This is a genomic window from Pseudoxanthomonas broegbernensis (genome assembly GCF_014202435.1).
Classification (GTDB): Bacteria; Pseudomonadota; Gammaproteobacteria; order Xanthomonadales; family Xanthomonadaceae; genus Pseudoxanthomonas; species Pseudoxanthomonas broegbernensis.
In genome coordinates this window covers 14,169-30,835 of record NZ_JACHGU010000008.1, presented here as the reverse complement: position 1 = coordinate 30,835, position 16,667 = coordinate 14,169, and the positions used below count along the sequence as shown (strand labels likewise).

Below are 16,667 nucleotides of genomic sequence, written 5' to 3'. Positions count from 1 at the left end.
TCGTCGCGCCCGATAGCAGCGCTCTCAGGGGCGTGGGCGCCGGGTACCGGGCAGCCAGGAACGGGGCCGTTGCGCCGAGTGATGCGGGGTCAGAGGAACTCGCCAGCGCCGCGGTCGAGCAATTCGGCGGCCAGTTTGCGGCCGAGCGCGGCCGGGTCGGTGGCCGCGCCGGTGCCGGCGGCGCGCACGGCGCGGCCGTCGGCGGCCGAGCCGACCAGTCCCTGCAGCGACAGCAGCGGCCCGTCCAGCTCGGCATAGGCGGCCACGGGCACGTGACAACTGCCGTGCAGGGCCAGGTTCAGGGCGCGCTCGGCCTCGATCACGGTGCGGGTCGGCGCGTGTTCCAGCACCGCCAGCAGGGCGATGCTGCGGGCGTCGCCGGCGCGGCACTCGGCGGCCACCACCGCCTGCGCGGGGGCCGGCAGCCAGTCCGGCGGCGCCAGGCGGGCGCGGATGCGGGCGCCCAGGCCCAGCCGCTCCAGGCCGGCGCAGGCCAGGACGATGGCGTCGTATTCACCGGCATCGAGCTTGGCCAGGCGGGTGTTGACGTTGCCGCGCAGGTCGCGCAGTTCCAGGTCCGCGCGCCGGGCGCGCAACTGCGCCTGCCGCCGCAGCGAGGAGGTGCCCACGCGCGCGCCTTGCGGCAGCGCGTCCAGGCCTTCGTAGCGGTCGCTGACGAAGGCGTCGGCCGGGTCGGCGCGCTCCAGCACCGCCGGCAGGACGAAGCCCGGCTCCAGCTCCATCGGCACGTCCTTGAGCGAATGCACGGCGCAGTCCGCTTCGCCGCGTTCCATCGCCAGCTCCAGTTCCTTGAGGAACAAGCCCTTGCCGCCGATGGCCGCCAGCGAGCGGTCCAGCACTTCGTCGCCGCGCGTGCTCAGCGGCACCAGCGCCACCTCCAGGCCGGGATGGGCCGCGCGCAGGCGGGCGGCGACGTGTTCGCTCTGCCAGAGGGCGAGCGGGCTCTTGCGGGTGGCGATGCGCAGGGTGTCCATGCGCGCATTATCGGCGATGCGCAGCGACCTTTCGCATGGGGTGCGCTCTTGGACGCGATGCCGTCCGGGCCGACCGCGCCGGACCGCCGCGCTTACGGCATCCGGGACAGCACAATGCTTCCGTAGGAGCGCCCTTGGGCGCGATGGGCTTTCCCCGGCATCGTGCGGACGGCATCGCGCCCACGGGGCTCCTGCAGGACGGCGGCAGGCTACAGATGGCGCAAGGTCTGCCGCAGTTGCGGCACGCAGCGGCGGCTGACTTCCAGCGAGGGACCGCCATGGCGCAGCACCGCGTGCACCTGCCCGTCCATGCTCCGGCGCAGCTCCACCAGTTCCTGGCGGGCGACCAGACAGTTGCGGTGGATGCGCACGAACAGGTCGCCGAACTCGTCCTCCAGCGACTTGAGCGATTCCTCGATCAGGTCCTGCCCGCGCGCGTGGTGGACCACCACGTACTTCTCCTCGGCCTGCAGGTAGCGCACCTCGTCCAGCGGGATCACCCGCAGGCTGCCGCGCAGGCGCGCGCACAGCCGGGTGCGGCGCTGCGGCGCATCCGTGGGCGGGCGCCCGGCGAGGAAGGTGCGCACGCGCTCCAGCGCCGCGGACAAGCGCTCCGGGCGCACCGGCTTGACCAGGTAGTCGAGCGCGGCCGCCTCGAACGCGGACAGCGCGTGGGCGTCGTAGGCGGTGCAGAACACCACGGCGGTGGGCGGATCGGCCCGGGCCAGCAGGCGTGCGGCCTCCAGGCCGTCGATGCCGGGCATGGCGATGTCCAGCAGCACCACGTGCGGGTCGTGCAGGACGCAGGCGTCGAGCACCTGCTGGCCGTCGCCGGCCTCGGCCACCACCTCCACGCCGGGTTCGTCGGCCAGCAGCATCCGCAGGCGCTCGCGCGCCAGCGGTTCGTCGTCGGCGATCACCAGCTTCAGATTCGACATCATGGCAGCGGCAGCATGACCTCGCAGGCATAGTAGCCGCCGTCCCAGCCGGCCGTCACCCGCGCCTGCGGGCCGAAGCGCCAGGCCAGGCGGTGGGCGATGCTGCGCTGGGCATGGCCGGCGCCGCGGTGCAGCGAGGCGACCGCCGCGCCCGGCGGCGGCGCGGGGTTGCGCACGCGCAGGTGCAGGGTCTGCTCCCGGCTCCACAGCGCGATGCTCACGGTCCCGCCCTGCGGCAGGTGCGAGATGCCGTGCAGTACCGCGTTCTCCACCAGCGGCTGCAGGGTCAGCCGCGGCAACGGCAACTGCCAGGGCAGCGGTTCGCGCTTGTCCCACTCCACCTGCAGGCGCTGGCCCAGGCGCAGCGATTCGATCGACAGGTACTGCGCGGCCAGCTCGCACTCGGCGGCCAGGGTGGAGTCGCCCTCGCCGGCGCCGAGGGCGGCGCGGAACAGGTCCGACAGGTCCAGCACCGCACGCTCGGCCACCGCCGGGTCGCGGCGCAGCAGCCCGGCGATCAGGTTCATGCTGTTGAACAGGAAGTGCGGGCGGATGCGCGCCTGCAGCGCATCGGCCTCGGCCCGCGCGTTGGCCTGGGTCTGCGCGGCCCAGCGGTCGCCGACGTAGAAGTAACGCAACGCCAGCGCGGCGATCAGCGCGGTCACCGCGGCGGCGCCACCGGCGAAGCGCCAGAAGCCCAGCCCCAGCGGCTGGGTGCCCAGCGTGCTGTACAGGGCGTGCATCACCCCGGCGCCGGACAGCGCCACCGCCGCGGCCAGGGCCACCGCCGCCAGCGCGCCCAGCCGCTGCGGCAGGTGCGAGATCGGCACGCGCAGCTTGCACAGCAGCACGGCCACGGCCAGCGCCAGCCACAGCGCGAAGCCGCTGGCCGACAGGAACCGCATCGGCGTCCATGCATCGGCGCCATCGGGCGCCAGCACCAGCACCACCACCACCAGCTCGGCCAGGCCCAGCAGCGCGGCCAGGCGCGGCAGCCGGCACAGGTCCGGCAGCCATGGGGCGTCGCGGCGCGGGTCGCGCATCTCAGCCGGCCAGGCGCCGGTCCAGCCACTGGCCCAGGTCGGCGATCTCCTGCGCACAGACCTGGTGCGCCATCGGGTAGCGGTGCCAGGCCACCTCGAAGCCCACCCGCTCCAGCGCCTGCGCGCTGGCCAGCCCATGCTGCACCGGGATCACCGGGTCGCCGTCGCCATGGGCGAAGAACACCGGCTGGGCCACCGCGTTGGGATGCCGTTGCGCGGCCACCGCCTGCCCCCCGGGCAGGTAGGTGGACAATGCCACCAGCCCGGCCAGCGGCGCGTGCCGGCGCAACCCGGTGGCCAGCGCGATCGCCCCGCCCTGCGAGAAGCCGGCCAGCACCAGGCGCGAGGCCGGGATGCCGCGCTCGGCCTCGCGCGCGATCAGCGCCTCGACCTGCTCCACCGATTCGGCGATGCCCGCGGCCTCGGCGCGGCTGGCGAAGTCCATGCCGACGATGTCGTACCAGGCGCGCATGGGCACGCCGTTGTTGATCGTCACCGGGCGCACCGGCGCATGCGGGAACACGAAGCGCAGCGCCGGCCAGTGCGGGCGCAGCAGCTCGGGCACGATGGGCGCGAAGTCGTGGCCGTCGGCGCCCAGGCCGTGCAGCCAGAGCACGGTCCACTGCGGCTCGGCGCCGGTTTCCTGTTCGACGGTCTGCAACAGCATGCGAGAAGCTTCCCCGGCCAAGACCGCCACAGTATGCCCGCTCGCGCAGGCACGCCGCGCCGCGGCCGGTGCGGCGCGCGCGCGAGGGACGGCGCGCCGGCGCATGCGTCGCCGCGGTGCGGGGGAGACGGTCAGCCGGCCTGCTGCGCGCGCAGTTCGGCCGCGCGGCCCAGCACCGGCGGCGGATCCAGTTCCTCCGGGATGCACAGGATGCGGTGCCGGCGCAGCCAGCGGCCCGGCGTGCGCGCCGAGGTGATCCACACCGTGGGGATCGCCAGCACCATGCCGGCCACCACCGGCAGCATCCACAGGGCCAGCCCGGGCGACACCGCCCAGGCCAGCGCGCCCATGAACACGCCGAACAGGCTCAGCCCCGCATAGCTGCGCACCAGGCCGGACAGCGGCACGCTGCCGTCGTCGCGGCGCTGCGCCTCCCAGCCCGAGTCGCGCCCGGCCAGCACCTCGGCCACGCCGCGCGACTGCCGGTACATCACGATCGGCGCCATCAGCGCGGCCAGCACGCTTTCGATCAGCACCCCGGCGAAGGCGCGCACGGCACCGCCGGCGCCGCGCCGCGCCGCCGGGTCGGCGAGCATGGCCAGGTAGCCCAGTACCTTGGGCAGGAACAGCACGCCCATGGTCGCGGCGAACAGCCAGGCCACCCGCTGCGCATCGGCCGCGCGCCAGTAGGCCAGCGGCGAGAAGCCGGGCAGGCGGAAGCCGTCCCAGGCCGGGGCGGCGTGGTACAGCGGGATGGCCAGGCCGACCAGCATCAACATCGCCCACATCGGCGCGGTGAAGTAATGGCCGATGCCGACCAGCATGTGCGTGCGGCTGACCCAGTGCAGGCCCGCGCTGCCCACCACCTTGCCGTGCTGCAGGTTGCCCTGGCACCAGCGGCGGTCGCGCACCAGCAGGTCGGTGAGCGAGGGCGGGCCTTCTTCATAGCTGCCGTCCAGGTCCGGCACCAGGTGGATGGCCCAGCCGCCGCGGCGCATCAGCGCCGCTTCCACGAAATCGTGGCTGAGCACGTGCCCGCCGAAGGGCTGGCGACCGGGCAGCTCGGGCAGGCCGGCATGCGCGGCGAAGGCACGGGTGCGCAGCATCGCGTTGTGGCCCCAGTAGTTGCCTTCGCTGCCGTGCCACCAGGTCACCCCGCGCGCGATCACCGGGCCGTACACGTGCCCGCCGAACTGCTGCATGCGCGCGAACAGGGTCTGGCCGTTGACCACCCGCGGCAACGTCTGGATCGCGCCCACGCCGGGGTTGCGCTCCAGCGCCGCGGCCAGCCGCACCAGGGTGGCGCCGCTCATCACGCTGTCCGCGTCCAGGATCAGCATCTGCGGATAGGCGCCGCCGAAGCGCTGCACCCACTCGCCGATGTTGCCGGCCTTGCGCCCGCGGTTGTCGGTGCGGCGGCGGTAGAACAGGCGGCCATGGCCGCCGGTGCGCGCCAGCAGCGCGGCGAACTCGGCGACCTCGGCCGCGGCGATGTCCTCGCGCCGGCTGTCGCTGAGCACGAAGAAGTCGAAGGCGTGGAGCTGGCCGGTGGTGGCCACCGACTCGTACACCGCCTGCAGCCCGGCCATGATCCGCGCCGGGTCCTCGTGGTAGGTCGGCATCAGCAAGGCGGTGCGCGCGCCCAGTGCCGGCAGCGGGCCGTCGCGTTCGATGCCCAGCGCGTCGCCCCGCCCGCCCAGCAGGACGAAGAAACCGACCACCGCGCTCACGCACGACAGCGCGATCCAGGCGAACAGCAGCACGAACAGGACCAGCAGCACCCCGTCGAGCAGGCTCAGCCCGCCGATCCGCAGCACCTGCAGCATGCCCATGGCCGCCGCGGCGGTCAGCAGCGCGGTGGTGCCGACCACCAGCGCGCGGCGCGCGGCGATGCGCCGCGGCGAAGTGGCCGGGCGCTGCGGGGCCAGCCGCCCCTCGCGCAGGGACTGGCCCGGCATCGGCAGCGGGGACTCGGTCGGCGGCAGCCAGGCGGGGGCGGGGGCCTGCGCGCCGGCCGCCATGCCCCGCGCCGAGGCGGGAAGATCGGAAACTGGGGACACCCACACTCTCCCAAGGGACGCGACGACCGTGCGGCATGGCGCCGGTCGCCTCCACGCAATTGTGCGGCGCAACACCACCTCGGCCGCAAGAGGCGGCTCCATGGTCCGTTCAGCAGCGTTCACATCGCGCGAAGGGAGCGCGTGCACCGCCGCGATGCGTAGGCGCGGTCAGCCCAGCCCCTCCGGCGGGACCTTGACCCCCTCCGGGTCCACCGCCAGGCGCCCGGCCATCAGCACCGCCTGGGTGCGGTTGTTGACCCCCAGCTTGCGCAGCACCGCGGTGACGTGCGCCTTGATCGTGGCCTCGGACACGCCCAGGTCGTAGGCGATCTGCTTGTTGAGCCGGCCTTCGCCCAGCGATTGCAGCACCCGGAACTGCTGCGGGGTGAGCTCGCGCAGGCGCTGGGCCACGTCGTGCTCGTCGCGGCCCACCGCGGGCGCCGCCGCGGCCGCGGCCGGCGCCCAGCGCTCCCCGTCCAGCACCCGCTCCACCGCCTCGCCGATGGTGTCCGAGTCGGCCGACTTGGGGATGAAGCCCAGCGCGCCGTGATCCAGGGCGCGGCGCATCACCCCCGGCTCCTCGCGCGCGGACACCACCACCACCGGCAACTGCGGGTGGTGGGCGCGCAGGTGCACCAGCGCGCTGAAACCGTGCGCGCCGGGCATGTTCAGGTCCATCAGCAGCAGGTCGGCATCGGCATGCGCCTCGACCAGCCCGTACAGCGCCTCGACGCTGTCGGCCTCGTGCAGCCGCGCCTGCGGGAGGATCCGCTGCACCGCGCCGCGCAGGGCTTCGCGGAACAGCGGATGGTCGTCGGCGATGAGGATGATGGACATGCGTCCGCGCCTTTCAACAGGCGGTCATTTCACCTTGCGCTCGTTGACCAGCGACTCGACCACGCCCGGGTCGGCCAGGGTCGAGGTATCGCCGAGCTGGTCCGGCGCGTTCTCGGCGATCTTGCGCAGGATCCGGCGCATGATCTTGCCCGAGCGGGTCTTGGGCAGGCCCGGCGCCCACTGCAGGTGGTCGGGGGTGGCGATCGGGCCGATCTCCTTGCGCACCCAGGCCACCAGTTCCTTCTGCAGCGCGTCGCTGGGCTCCTGGCCGGCCTTGAGGGTGACGTAGGCATAGATGCCCTGGCCCTTGATGTCGTGCGGGAAGCCAACCACCGCCGCCTCGGCCACCTTCGGATGCAGGACCAGCGCGCTCTCCACCTCGGCGGTGCCGATGCGGTGGCCGGAGACGTTGATCACGTCGTCCACCCGCCCGGTGATCCAGTAGTAGCCGTCGGCGTCGCGGCGGCAGCCGTCGCCGCTGAAATAGGTGCCCGGGTAGGTGCGGAAGTAGGTGTCGATGAAGCGCTGGTGGTCGCCGTGGACCGTGCGCATCTGCCCGGGCCAGGAGTCCAGCAGCACCAGGTTGCCCTCGGCCACGCCCTCCAGGCGCTCGCCCTCGGCGCTGACCAGGGCCGGCTGCACGCCGAAGAACGGCAGCGTGGCCGACCCGGGCTTCTGGTCGATGGCGCCGGGCAGCGGCGAGATCAGGATGCCGCCGGTCTCGGTCTGCCACCAGGTGTCCACCACCGGGCAGCGGCCGTCGCCCACGGTGTCGTAGTACCAGCGCCAGGCCTCGGGGTTGATCGGCTCGCCGACGCTGCCCAGCAGGCGCAGGCTCTTGCGCGAGGTCTTCTTCACCGGCGCCTCGCCCTCGCGCATCAGCGCGCGGATGGCGGTGGGCGCGGTGTAGAAGATGGTGACCCGGTGCTTGTCGATCACCTCCCAGAAGCGCGACATGCTGGGGTAGTTGGGCACGCCCTCGAACACCACCGAGGTGGCGCCGTTGGCCAGCGGCCCGTAGACGATGTAGCTGTGGCCGGTGACCCAGCCCACGTCGGCGGTGCACCAGTAGACGTCGTCCTCGCGCAGGTCGAACACCGCCTCGTGGGTATAGGCGCAGAACAGCAGGTAGCCGGCGGTGGTGTGCAGCACGCCCTTGGGCTTGCCGGTGGAGCCGGAGGTGTAGAGGATGAACAGCGGGTCCTCGGCGTTCATCCGCTCCGGCTCGCACTGCGCCGGCTGGCCGTCGACCACGTCGTGGAACCAGCGGTCGCGCGGGGCCTGCATGTCCACCGCGCCGCCGGTGTGGCGCACCACCAGCACGGTCTCCACGGTGTGGGTGCCCGGCATCTTCAGCGCGGCGTCGACGTTGGCCTTGAGCGGGATCTTCCTGGAGCCGCGCAGGCCCTCGTCGGCGGTGATCACCAGCTTGCTGCCGCAGTCGGCCACGCGGTCGGCGATGGAGTTGGCGGCGAACCCGCCGAACACCACCGAATGCACCGCGCCGATGCGCGCGCAGGCCAGCATCGCCACCACCGCGTCGGGAATCATCGGCAGGTAGATGGTGACCCGGTCGCCCTTGCCCACGCCCAGGTGACGCAGCGCGTTGCCCAGCCGGCACACGCGCTCGTACAGGTCGCGGTAGCTGATCCTCTGCGCCGGCGCGTCCGGGCTGTCGGGCTCGAACACGATCGCGGTCTTGTCGCCGCGGGCGGCGAGCTGGCGGTCCAGGCAGTTGACGCTGGCGTTGAGCTCGCCGTCGGCGAACCAGCGGATGCGGAAATCGTCCAGGTCGAAGCTGACGTCCTTGATGACGGTGGGCTTGCGGAACCAGTCCAGGCGCTCGGCGGCCTTGCGCCAGAAGCCCTCCGGATCTTGCACCGATTCGCGGTACAGGCGCGGGTAGTCGTCCTTGCCGATGCGGGCGCGTGCGGCGAATTCGGGCTTGACGGGATACAGGTCGGACATGGCGTCTTCTTTCCTCCTCCAAGATGCCGTGGCTGTCCGCCGCGAACGGGCGGCGGACGGAAGCTGCAGTTTGACCCATCTACTGTGACGCATTGCAACAGCCGGCGTACGACCTTGGTCGTAAAACGGCTTGCGCGGTAGCGGTACCGCGCCGCCGCGAGCACGCAGCGGCGGGGCCTGCGGCCGGGTGGCCGACGGCTTTCGACTAATGGCGTATAGGCGCCCGCCGCCCCTCATGCGCAGGCTGCGATGCCGGCCGCGCAGCACCTGGCCGCTCGTCTCACGGGCATCCCGTCGCACCGACGAAGAGGAGGGGCAATGAGCAAGCATCCATCCATGCGGGCGCGGGCGCCGCTTGCCGCGGCGCTGCTGCTCGCGCTGGCGGCGCCCGGAAGCGCGCTGGCGCAGAGCGAACGCGAGAAGGCGCTGGAGGCCCGCGTCGCGGACCTCGAACGCCAGGTCCAGATGCTGCTGTCGGCGCAGCAACAGCAGCAGACCCAGATCGCCGCCACCCAGGAGCAGGTGACCCAGGTCCAGGCCGCCGCCGCGCCGGCGGCGCCGGCCGGCAAGCAGCCGATCCAGGCCACCACGATCACCCCCGGCGCCAGCGCCGGCACCACGTTCTCCTATGGCGGCTTCATCAAGATGGACGCGATGGCCACCGACACCAGCGACGGCCGCATCGCCGACGGTTCGTCCGGGCGCCTGTTCTACGTGCCCAGCACCATCCCGGTGGCCGGCGACGGCGGCGACCCGTACGCCGACTTCCACGCCCAGTTCTCGCGCTTCTGGCTCAGCGCCGACCACGTCACCGACGCCGGCGACACGCTCAAGGGCTACGTGGAGATGGACTTCTTCGGCGGCGGCAGCAACACGCTGGCCGGCAACGAGACGGCCACCAACACCTATGCGGTCACCCTGCGCCAGGCCTACGTGAGCTGGAACAACTGGCTGGCCGGCCAGACCTGGTCCAACTTCATGGACGTGGCCGCGCTGCCGGACGCGGTGGACTTCGTCGGCCCCACCGACGGCACCGTGTTCGTGCGCCAGGCCCAGTTGCGCTACACCCGGGGGCCGTGGTCGGTGTCGATCGAGAACCCGCAGACCACGGTGACCTCCTACCTGGGCGCCGCGCGCTCCAACAGCGGCGACAACGCGCTGCCCGACGTGACCGCGCGCTGGCAGGCCAAGGGCGGCTGGGGCCACTTCTCGGTGGCCGGCCTGCTGCGCCAGTTCAAGGCCGGCGACCGCACCGACGGCGGCATGGCGGTGAGCGTGTCGGGCAAATACAATCTGGGCGCCAGCGACGACATCCGCTATGCAGCCAATGCCGGCAGCGGCATCGGCCGCTACCTGGGCTTCGGCATTGGCAGCGACGTGGTCACCGATGCCGGAGGGGACATCCAGGCACTGGACGGCTACGGCGGCTTCGTCGCCTGGCGCCACGCCTTCGGCCCGAAGCTGCGCGGCAACCTGATGTATGCGGCATCGCACTTCGACAACGACGCATCCATCACCGGCTGGGGAGTTACCGAGCGCACCCAGTCCTTCCACGCGAACCTGATCTATTCGCCGCTTCCGAAGCTGGACGTCGGCGCCGAGCTGATCTACGGCCAACGCTCGCTGGAGGACGACCGCGAGGGCGACCTGAAGCGCCTGCACACCCACATCAAATACAGCTTCTGAGGAAGGGGGATTCCATATGAGTTCGACCACCATGAACAACGCACCGCCGGCCAAGCTCAGCACCGGCCACAAGCGGGTCATCTTCGCCTCGAGCCTGGGCACGGTCTTCGAGTGGTACGACTTCTACCTGTACGGCTCGCTGGCGGCGATCATCGCCAGGCAGTTCTTCAGCGGGGTCAACGAGACCACCGGCTTCATCTTCGCCCTGCTGGCCTTCGCCGCCGGCTTCGCGGTGCGCCCGTTCGGCGCGGCCTTCTTCGGCAGCCTGGGCGACCGCATCGGCCGCAAGTACACGTTCCTGGTCACCATCGTGATCATGGGCACGTCGACCTTCATCGTCGGCATCCTGCCGTCCTACGCCAGCATCGGCCTGGCCGCGCCGGTCATCCTGATCCTGCTGCGCCTGGCCCAGGGCCTGGCGCTGGGCGGCGAGTACGGCGGCGCGGCCACCTACGTGGCCGAGCATGCGCCGCAGGGCAAGCGCGGCCTGTACACCAGCTTCATCCAGACCACGGCCACGCTGGGCCTGTTCCTGTCGCTGCTGGTGATCCTGGGCTGCCGCCTGTCGCTGGGCACCGAGGCGTTCGAGGCCTGGGGCTGGCGCATCCCGTTCCTGGTGTCCATCGTGCTGCTCGGCATCTCGGTGTGGATCCGCCTGCAACTGAGCGAATCGCCGCTGTTCCAGCAGATGAAGGCCGAGGGCAAGGGCTCGAAGAAGCCGTTCCGCGACTCGATGAAGGGCGGCAACCTGAAGCTGATGCTGCTGGTGCTGCTGGGCGCCACCGCCGGCCAGGCGGTGGTCTGGTACGGCGGCCAGTTCTACTCGCTGTTCTTCCTGACCCAGTCGCTCAAGGTCGACGGCACCACCGCCAACCTGTTCATCGCCGCCGCGCTCGCGCTGGCCACGCCGTTCTTCGTGTTCTTCGGCTGGCTGTCGGACAAGATCGGGCGCAAGAAGATCATCCTGGCCGGCTGCCTGCTGGCCGCGCTGACCTACTTCCCGATCTTCAAGGGCCTCACCCACTTCGCCAACCCGGCGGTCGAGGAGGCGCGCCAGAACGCACCGGCGCACGTGATCGCCGATCCCACCACCTGCAGCTTCCAGTTCGATCCGGCCGGCGTGCGCAAGTTCACCAGTTCCTGCGACATCGCCACCGCCGCGCTGACCAAGTCCGGCGTGCCGTACACGGTGCAGGCGGCCCCGGCCGGCTCGCTGGCGCAGGTGGAAGTGGGCGGGATCACGGTCGACTCCTACGAGGGCGCCGGCCTGTCCAAGGACGAGGCCAAGGCCAGGGGCGCCGAACTGGGCACCTCGCTGAAGGCTGCGCTGACCGCGGCCGGGCATCCGGAAAAGGCCGACCCGGCGCGCATCAACAAGGCGGGCACGCTGTTCCTGCTGTGGCTGCTGGTGATCTACGTGACCATGGTCTACGGCCCCATCGCCGCCTACCTGGTCGAACTGTTCCCGACCCGGATCCGCTACACCTCCATGTCCCTGCCCTACCACATCGGCAACGGCTGGTTCGGCGGCTTCCTGCCGGCGATCTCCTTCGCCCTGGTCGCGGGCACCGGCAACATGTACTACGGCCTGTGGTACCCGATCGGCGTGGCGGTGATGACGCTGGTGATCGGGGTGCTGTTCCTGCACGAGACCAAGGACGTGGACATCACCCAGTAGCGGCATCCCCCGATGCCGGCCCCCGGGCCGGCCTTGCATGCGCCGGCCCTTACTCCTGGGCCGGCTCTTTTTTGTGCTTCCCCGGTACCGTAGGACACAGGCGCAGTCCCTGGCCCTTGTCAGGAGCCGACGTCAGTGGCGACATGGCCTCGGGCGGGAAACGACGGCACGCCTGCACCACGGTCGCCCGCCCTACCCGGCTGCTACGCGCGTGGGCACGCCACCGCCCTGCGGCGTAGGGACCGACGTCAGTCGGCGATCTCCCCCCGGAGCCGGGAACGCCCGCGCACCCGCACGCCGGGCCACTGGTTGTGCCCCGTTCCTACGAGGGCGCCGCTACCCGCGCCTCCCGCAGCGCCAGCCCCAGCAGGATGCCGGTCAGGGCCGCATACAGGCTGGTGGTGGTCTGGTGGGCGAACATCGACTGGGTCAGCCCGCACAGCACGTATACCGCCACCACCATCGCCCCGGCCGCGGCCGCGCCGCGCAGGGGGTCGGCCACGGCCGACCGCCGCAGCCTCAGGAACAGCCACAGCGGGATGCCGTACAGGCATGCCAGCGCCGCGACGCCCGGCACGCCCATGGTCGCGGCCCATTCGGCCAGGTCGTTGTGCGCATGGCCCAGGTCGCAGCGCAGGGCCGGGGCGAGGCGGCGGCAGTCGGACAGGCGCTGGCGCATGGCCCGGTCGAAATGGGCGAAGCCCACCCCGCTCCAGGGCTGCGCGGCGAAGGCCCGTGCCGCCACCTGCAAACGCTCCAGGCGCGCGCCGGCCGAGGAATCGTGGTCGCCACGGTCGATGCGGACGATGTCCTGCTGCAGCTCCGACAGGCGCATGCGCTCGGTCAGCCCCGGCACGGTGCCCACCAGGGCGGCCACCACCGCCACCGCCGCGCCCAGCAGCAGGATGCGGCTGCGCCGGCTCTGCCAGCCGCTGCCCAGCACCAGCACCACCAGCACCAGCAGCAACCCCGGCCAGGCGCCGCGGGTGCCGCTGAGCAGGATCGCCACGGTGCCGCAGGCCAGCCCCACGGTGGCCCAGCGCCAGCGCCGCGGCGGCCGGCAGAACACCACCAGCACCATCAGCGCCAGGACCACGTCGGCGAAGACGATCGCGTTGCCCCAGCCGGAAGCACGCTCGGCACCGGCCAGCACCTGGTAGCCGGCCAGCACCGCGGCCGCGACCAGCCCGAACAGCGCGCCGCGCCAGAGCTGGCCGCGCGAAGGACCCAGCACGTAGGCCCAGGCCATCACCCAGGGCAGCCCCAGCAGCCGGTCCATGCTGTCGACCTGGCCCGGCGCGGCGCTGAGCGTCCAACTGGACGCGAACGCCACGCCCAGCGCGAACAGCCCCGCGAACGCGGCCAGCGCCAGCGGCCGGCCGATCTGCCTGGCGCCGGCCAGCAGCCGGCCGGGCACCAGCAAGGTGGAGGCGAGCAGCAGCAGGCCGAAGGGCAGCACGCCCTTGGGCAGGGTCAGCACCAGCGCCGGCAGGCACCACAGCGCCGCGGACGCGCCGGCCTGCGCCCACCGCAAGCGGGTCTCGCCCCTGTCGTTCACGTCGCCGCCATTCACGCCATTACCGCTCCCGTCCTTCGCCGGACGGTGGATACTCCGTCCTCCCGCCCGAACATCGCCTGAGCCGGCAACGCCGCCGGCCCGGTACTCTTGCCGTCTATTCGTCCACGTCCTCGGTCTGGCGCCGCGCCGCGGCCGCGCGCTCGGCCGCGGTCGGCAGGCAGCGGCCGCCGGCCGCGCCGGCGGGCACCAGCCACCAGCGCCGGCGGTTGGCGACTCCGGCCAGCTCGATCCGCTGCCGGTCGATGCAGCCTTCCAAAGCGTCCTCCTGCAGCAGCAGCCAGCGGCCCGGGGCCTGCGCCTGCCACTCCAAGCCCAGGCGCAGTTGCGCGTCCCAACTGCGCTTGAAGCCGAAGTTCGTTGCCGGGCGGTCGGCCATCAGCAGGTTCTGCTCCTTCCACGCCACCAGGCCCAGCTCGGCCTCCGGGCCGATGCGCTGGCCGACGGCGGCCATCAACCCGCGCGCGGAGCTGGCGTCGTTGAGCAGCCGGTAGCCGACCAGGCCGAAGACCACCCACACCCCGGCCAGCCCGGCCAGCAGCGCCGCCGTCGCACGGCGGCGCAGGAGCAGCGCGCAGCCCAGCCCCCACGCACCGATGCCCAACAGCATCCAGCCGGCGGCGCGGATGCTGGCCGCATCCAGCCCGCGCTCCTCGCGCAGGCGCCCGGCCAGCGAACCGCCGCCCTCCAGCACCGACAAGCCGGCGGCGGCGAACGCCACCGCCACGCCCAGCGCCAGCAGCAGCACCAGCGCCCGCGCCCAGCCGCGCCGCAGCAGCCCCGGCAACAGCGGCGCCAGCACCAGGCACATCATCGGCAGAGCCGGCATCACGTAGACGTCGCGCTTGCCGGGCGACAGCGAGAAGAACACCACCACCAGCCCCCACCACGCCAGCGGCAGCAGGTAGCGCGGATCGCGCCGGCGCAGTCGCCGCCACCATGCCGGCAGCGCCCAGGGCAGGGCCAGCGCCGGCGGGATCCACATCGTGGCCATCACCCTCAGGTGGTACCACGGCGGCTGGTGATGGTCCCAGGAGCGGGAATAGCGCTCGGCGGTCTGCCGGAACAGGATGTCGTCCAGGTAGGCGCGGTGCTCGGGCAGGCCGCTGGACAGCGCCGCCGCCAGTACCGGTGCCAGCCACAGCGATACCGCCGCCATGAATGCCAGCGGCCCCAGCCAGAAGCGGGGGTCGCGCGCATGCGCCCGCACGCCCGGCCAGCCGCGCCAGCAAGCCAGCGCCGCCGGCACCAGCATCAGCAGCGCCAGCACGCCCACGCCCTTGGTGATGGTGCCGATGCCGGCGGCGAACCACCCCAGCGCCCACCCGCGCCAGTCCGGCCCCAGCAGCAGGTGGCGCAGCAGCCCGTAATTGGCCAGGGTGATGAAGAAGGTGACCAGCGGGTCGATCTGCGCCTTCTTCGCCTGCCAGGTGAACTGGAAGGCGAACAGCAGCGCCCAGGCCGCGTATAGCCCGACCTTGCGCGTCCACAGCCGCCGGCCCAGGTCCTGCACGCACCACAGCGTGCCCAGCGCGGCCAGCAGCGAGGGCAGCAGGAAGGCCACCCGCCAACTGCCGGTAAGCGTGTGGAACGCGGCCTGCAGCCACATCAGCATCGGCGGCTTGTCCGAATACAGCTCGATGCCGCGATGCGGGAACAGCCAGTTGCCGCTCTCCACCATCTGCCGGGCAACCAGGGCGAAGCGCGGCTCGTCGGCCGGCCATGGATCGCGCAGGCCCAGGCCCGCTCCAAGCACGAGCAGGGCGGTCAGCCACAGCAGCAGGGCATCGCGCACAGGCGCGGAACGCGGGATCGGCAGTCGCATCGGGGGAGGATGGTACCGGGCGCTCAGCAGGCCTTGCGCAGGCGCGCGTAGAAGAAGCCGTCCAGGCCGTCCTCGCCGGTCAGGCGCTGGCGGCCAGCGCCGGCGGCATGGCCGAACGCCTCGCCCAACGCGGTGGCGGATGCGTCCGGGGTGCGCGCCAGGAAAGCGGCGATCTGCCCGGCGTTCTCTTCCGGCAGGATCGAGCAGGTGGCGTACAGCAGCACGCCGCCCGGGCGCAGCACCGGCCACACCGCATCCAGCAACCGGGCCTGGGCCTGGACCAGGGCGTCGATGTCCTGCGCGCGGCGGTGCAGCAGGATGTCCGGCTGGCGCCGGACCACGCCGGTGGCCGAGCACGGCGCATCCAGCAGCACCGCGTCGAAGGTGAAGCCGTCCCACCACTGCGCCGGCACGGTGGCGTCGCCGGCGCGCACCTGCACCCGGCCGGACGCGCTCTCCGGGGCCACGCCGGAGCGGCGCAGGTTGTCCTCCACCCGGGCCAGCCGGCGCGGGTCGGCGTCCAGCGCCAGCAGTTCCAGGGTGGGGTCGCGTTCGAGCAGGTGCGCGGCCTTGCCGCCCGGTGCGGCGCAGGCGTCGAGCACGCGCGCGCCCGGTTCGGCGGCCAGCGCGTCCACGGCCTGCTGCGCCGAACCGTCCTGCACCGCGGCCAGCCCTGCGTCGAAACCGGGCAGGCCGGCCACCGGCACGGGCGCATCCAGGCGCAGGGCGTCGGCCAGGCGCGGGTCGACGGCACTGGCGATCCCGGCCGCGTCCAGCAGCGCACGGTAGTCGTCGCGGCCGATGCGGCGGCGGTTGACCCGCAGCCACAGCGGCGCCGGCTGCGCACTGGCGGCGAATACCTGCGCGGCCTGCGCCGGCCAGGCCGCGGCCACCCGGGTTCGCAGCCAGTCCGGCCAGGCCGCGGCCGGATCGGCGGAGGGGAAGCCCTCGCGCTGGGCCCGGCGCAGCAAGGCATTGACCAGCCCGGCCTGGTGTGGCCGGCCCAGCGCGCGCGCCGCCTCCACGGTGGCGTCCAGCGCGGCATGCGCCGCCAATTGCAGTGCATCGAGCTGGGCGCAACCGGCCAGCAGCAGCGCCATCAACGGGCCATCGCCCGCGCCCGGCGGCTTCTGCAGCCAGCCGCGCAGCGCGGGGACATAACGGTGGCGGCCGCGCAGGGCGGCGAACACGATCGCCTCCAGCAGCGCACGGTCGCGCGGATCGGGCAGGCGCGGCAGCACCGGGGCCAGTTCCGACTTCAGCGAACGTCCACGATGGACCACCGCGTCGAGCACCTGCGCCGCATGCACGCGCACTTCCACGCCCGGCGCCAGGGGGCGGTCGGGACGCGCAGGGAGCGGGCGCCGGGCGGGCGGGCGCGGAGTCTGCATTGG

General features: G+C 72.7%; 12 protein-coding genes. 2 read left to right on the top strand and 10 right to left on the bottom strand.

Translation table 11 applies throughout. The features are described 5' to 3' along the window. Nucleotides 1–89: 89 nt before the first annotated feature. From hemC to acs, 7 genes are all read right to left on the bottom strand, one after another. Nucleotides 90–995: a hydroxymethylbilane synthase gene (gene hemC / locus HNR76_RS13420; RefSeq protein WP_162311883.1), complete on the bottom strand. Its 906-nt coding sequence runs from the start codon at nt 993–995 to the stop codon at nt 90–92. A gap of 209 nt (nt 996–1,204) precedes the next feature. Beyond that, nucleotides 1,205–1,933, bottom strand: a complete 729-nt coding sequence (locus HNR76_RS13415; RefSeq protein ID WP_183982306.1) for a LytR/AlgR family response regulator transcription factor — start codon at nt 1,931–1,933, stop codon at nt 1,205–1,207. After that, nucleotides 1,933–2,976, bottom strand: a complete 1,044-nt coding sequence (locus HNR76_RS13410; protein WP_162311882.1) for a sensor histidine kinase — start codon at nt 2,974–2,976, stop codon at nt 1,933–1,935. Before HNR76_RS13410 ends, HNR76_RS13415 begins: the two co-directional genes overlap by 1 nt. Before the next feature lies 1 nt (nt 2,977). Beyond that, complete coding sequence (locus HNR76_RS13405; RefSeq protein WP_162311881.1) at nt 2,978–3,643, bottom strand: alpha/beta hydrolase; 666 nt, start codon at nt 3,641–3,643, stop codon at nt 2,978–2,980. A gap of 131 nt (nt 3,644–3,774) precedes the next feature. Continuing rightward, nucleotides 3,775–5,664: a glucans biosynthesis glucosyltransferase MdoH gene (gene mdoH, locus HNR76_RS13400; protein WP_162311922.1), complete on the bottom strand. Its 1,890-nt coding sequence runs from the start codon at nt 5,662–5,664 to the stop codon at nt 3,775–3,777. Nucleotides 5,665–5,871: 207 nt separating this feature from the next. Beyond that, complete coding sequence (locus tag HNR76_RS13395) at nt 5,872–6,540, bottom strand: response regulator transcription factor (protein ID WP_162311880.1); 669 nt, start codon at nt 6,538–6,540, stop codon at nt 5,872–5,874. Nucleotides 6,541–6,564: 24 nt separating this feature from the next. Next, a complete protein-coding gene (gene acs, locus HNR76_RS13390; protein ID WP_162311879.1) occupies nt 6,565–8,508 on the bottom strand; it encodes an acetate--CoA ligase in 1,944 nt (647 codons plus the stop codon). A gap of 318 nt (nt 8,509–8,826) precedes the next feature. Between acs and HNR76_RS13385 the strand changes: the two genes are divergently transcribed. Then, on the top strand, nt 8,827–10,194 hold the full coding sequence (locus HNR76_RS13385; protein ID WP_162311878.1) for a DcaP family trimeric outer membrane transporter: 1,368 nt from the start codon (nt 8,827–8,829) through the stop codon (nt 10,192–10,194). A gap of 16 nt (nt 10,195–10,210) precedes the next feature. Beyond that, a complete protein-coding gene (locus HNR76_RS13380; RefSeq protein WP_246429148.1) occupies nt 10,211–11,872 on the top strand; it encodes an MFS transporter in 1,662 nt (553 codons plus the stop codon). Nucleotides 11,873–12,194: 322 nt separating this feature from the next. Here HNR76_RS13380 and HNR76_RS13375 read toward each other — a convergent pair whose 3' ends face one another. The 3 genes from HNR76_RS13375 to rsmB form a co-directional block, all read right to left on the bottom strand. Continuing rightward, a complete protein-coding gene (locus tag HNR76_RS13375; protein WP_183982300.1) occupies nt 12,195–13,430 on the bottom strand; it encodes an O-antigen ligase family protein in 1,236 nt (411 codons plus the stop codon). A gap of 115 nt (nt 13,431–13,545) precedes the next feature. Next, nucleotides 13,546–15,273 carry an ArnT family glycosyltransferase gene (locus tag HNR76_RS13370; RefSeq protein ID WP_162311876.1) on the bottom strand — a complete coding sequence of 576 codons (1,728 nt, stop codon included), beginning with the start codon at nt 15,271–15,273 and terminating at the stop codon, nt 13,546–13,548. A 23-nt stretch (nt 15,274–15,296) separates the two neighbouring features. Then, on the bottom strand, nt 15,297–16,664 hold the full coding sequence (gene rsmB, locus HNR76_RS13365; RefSeq protein WP_162311875.1) for a 16S rRNA (cytosine(967)-C(5))-methyltransferase RsmB: 1,368 nt from the start codon (nt 16,662–16,664) through the stop codon (nt 15,297–15,299). Nucleotides 16,665–16,667 lie beyond the last annotated feature (3 nt).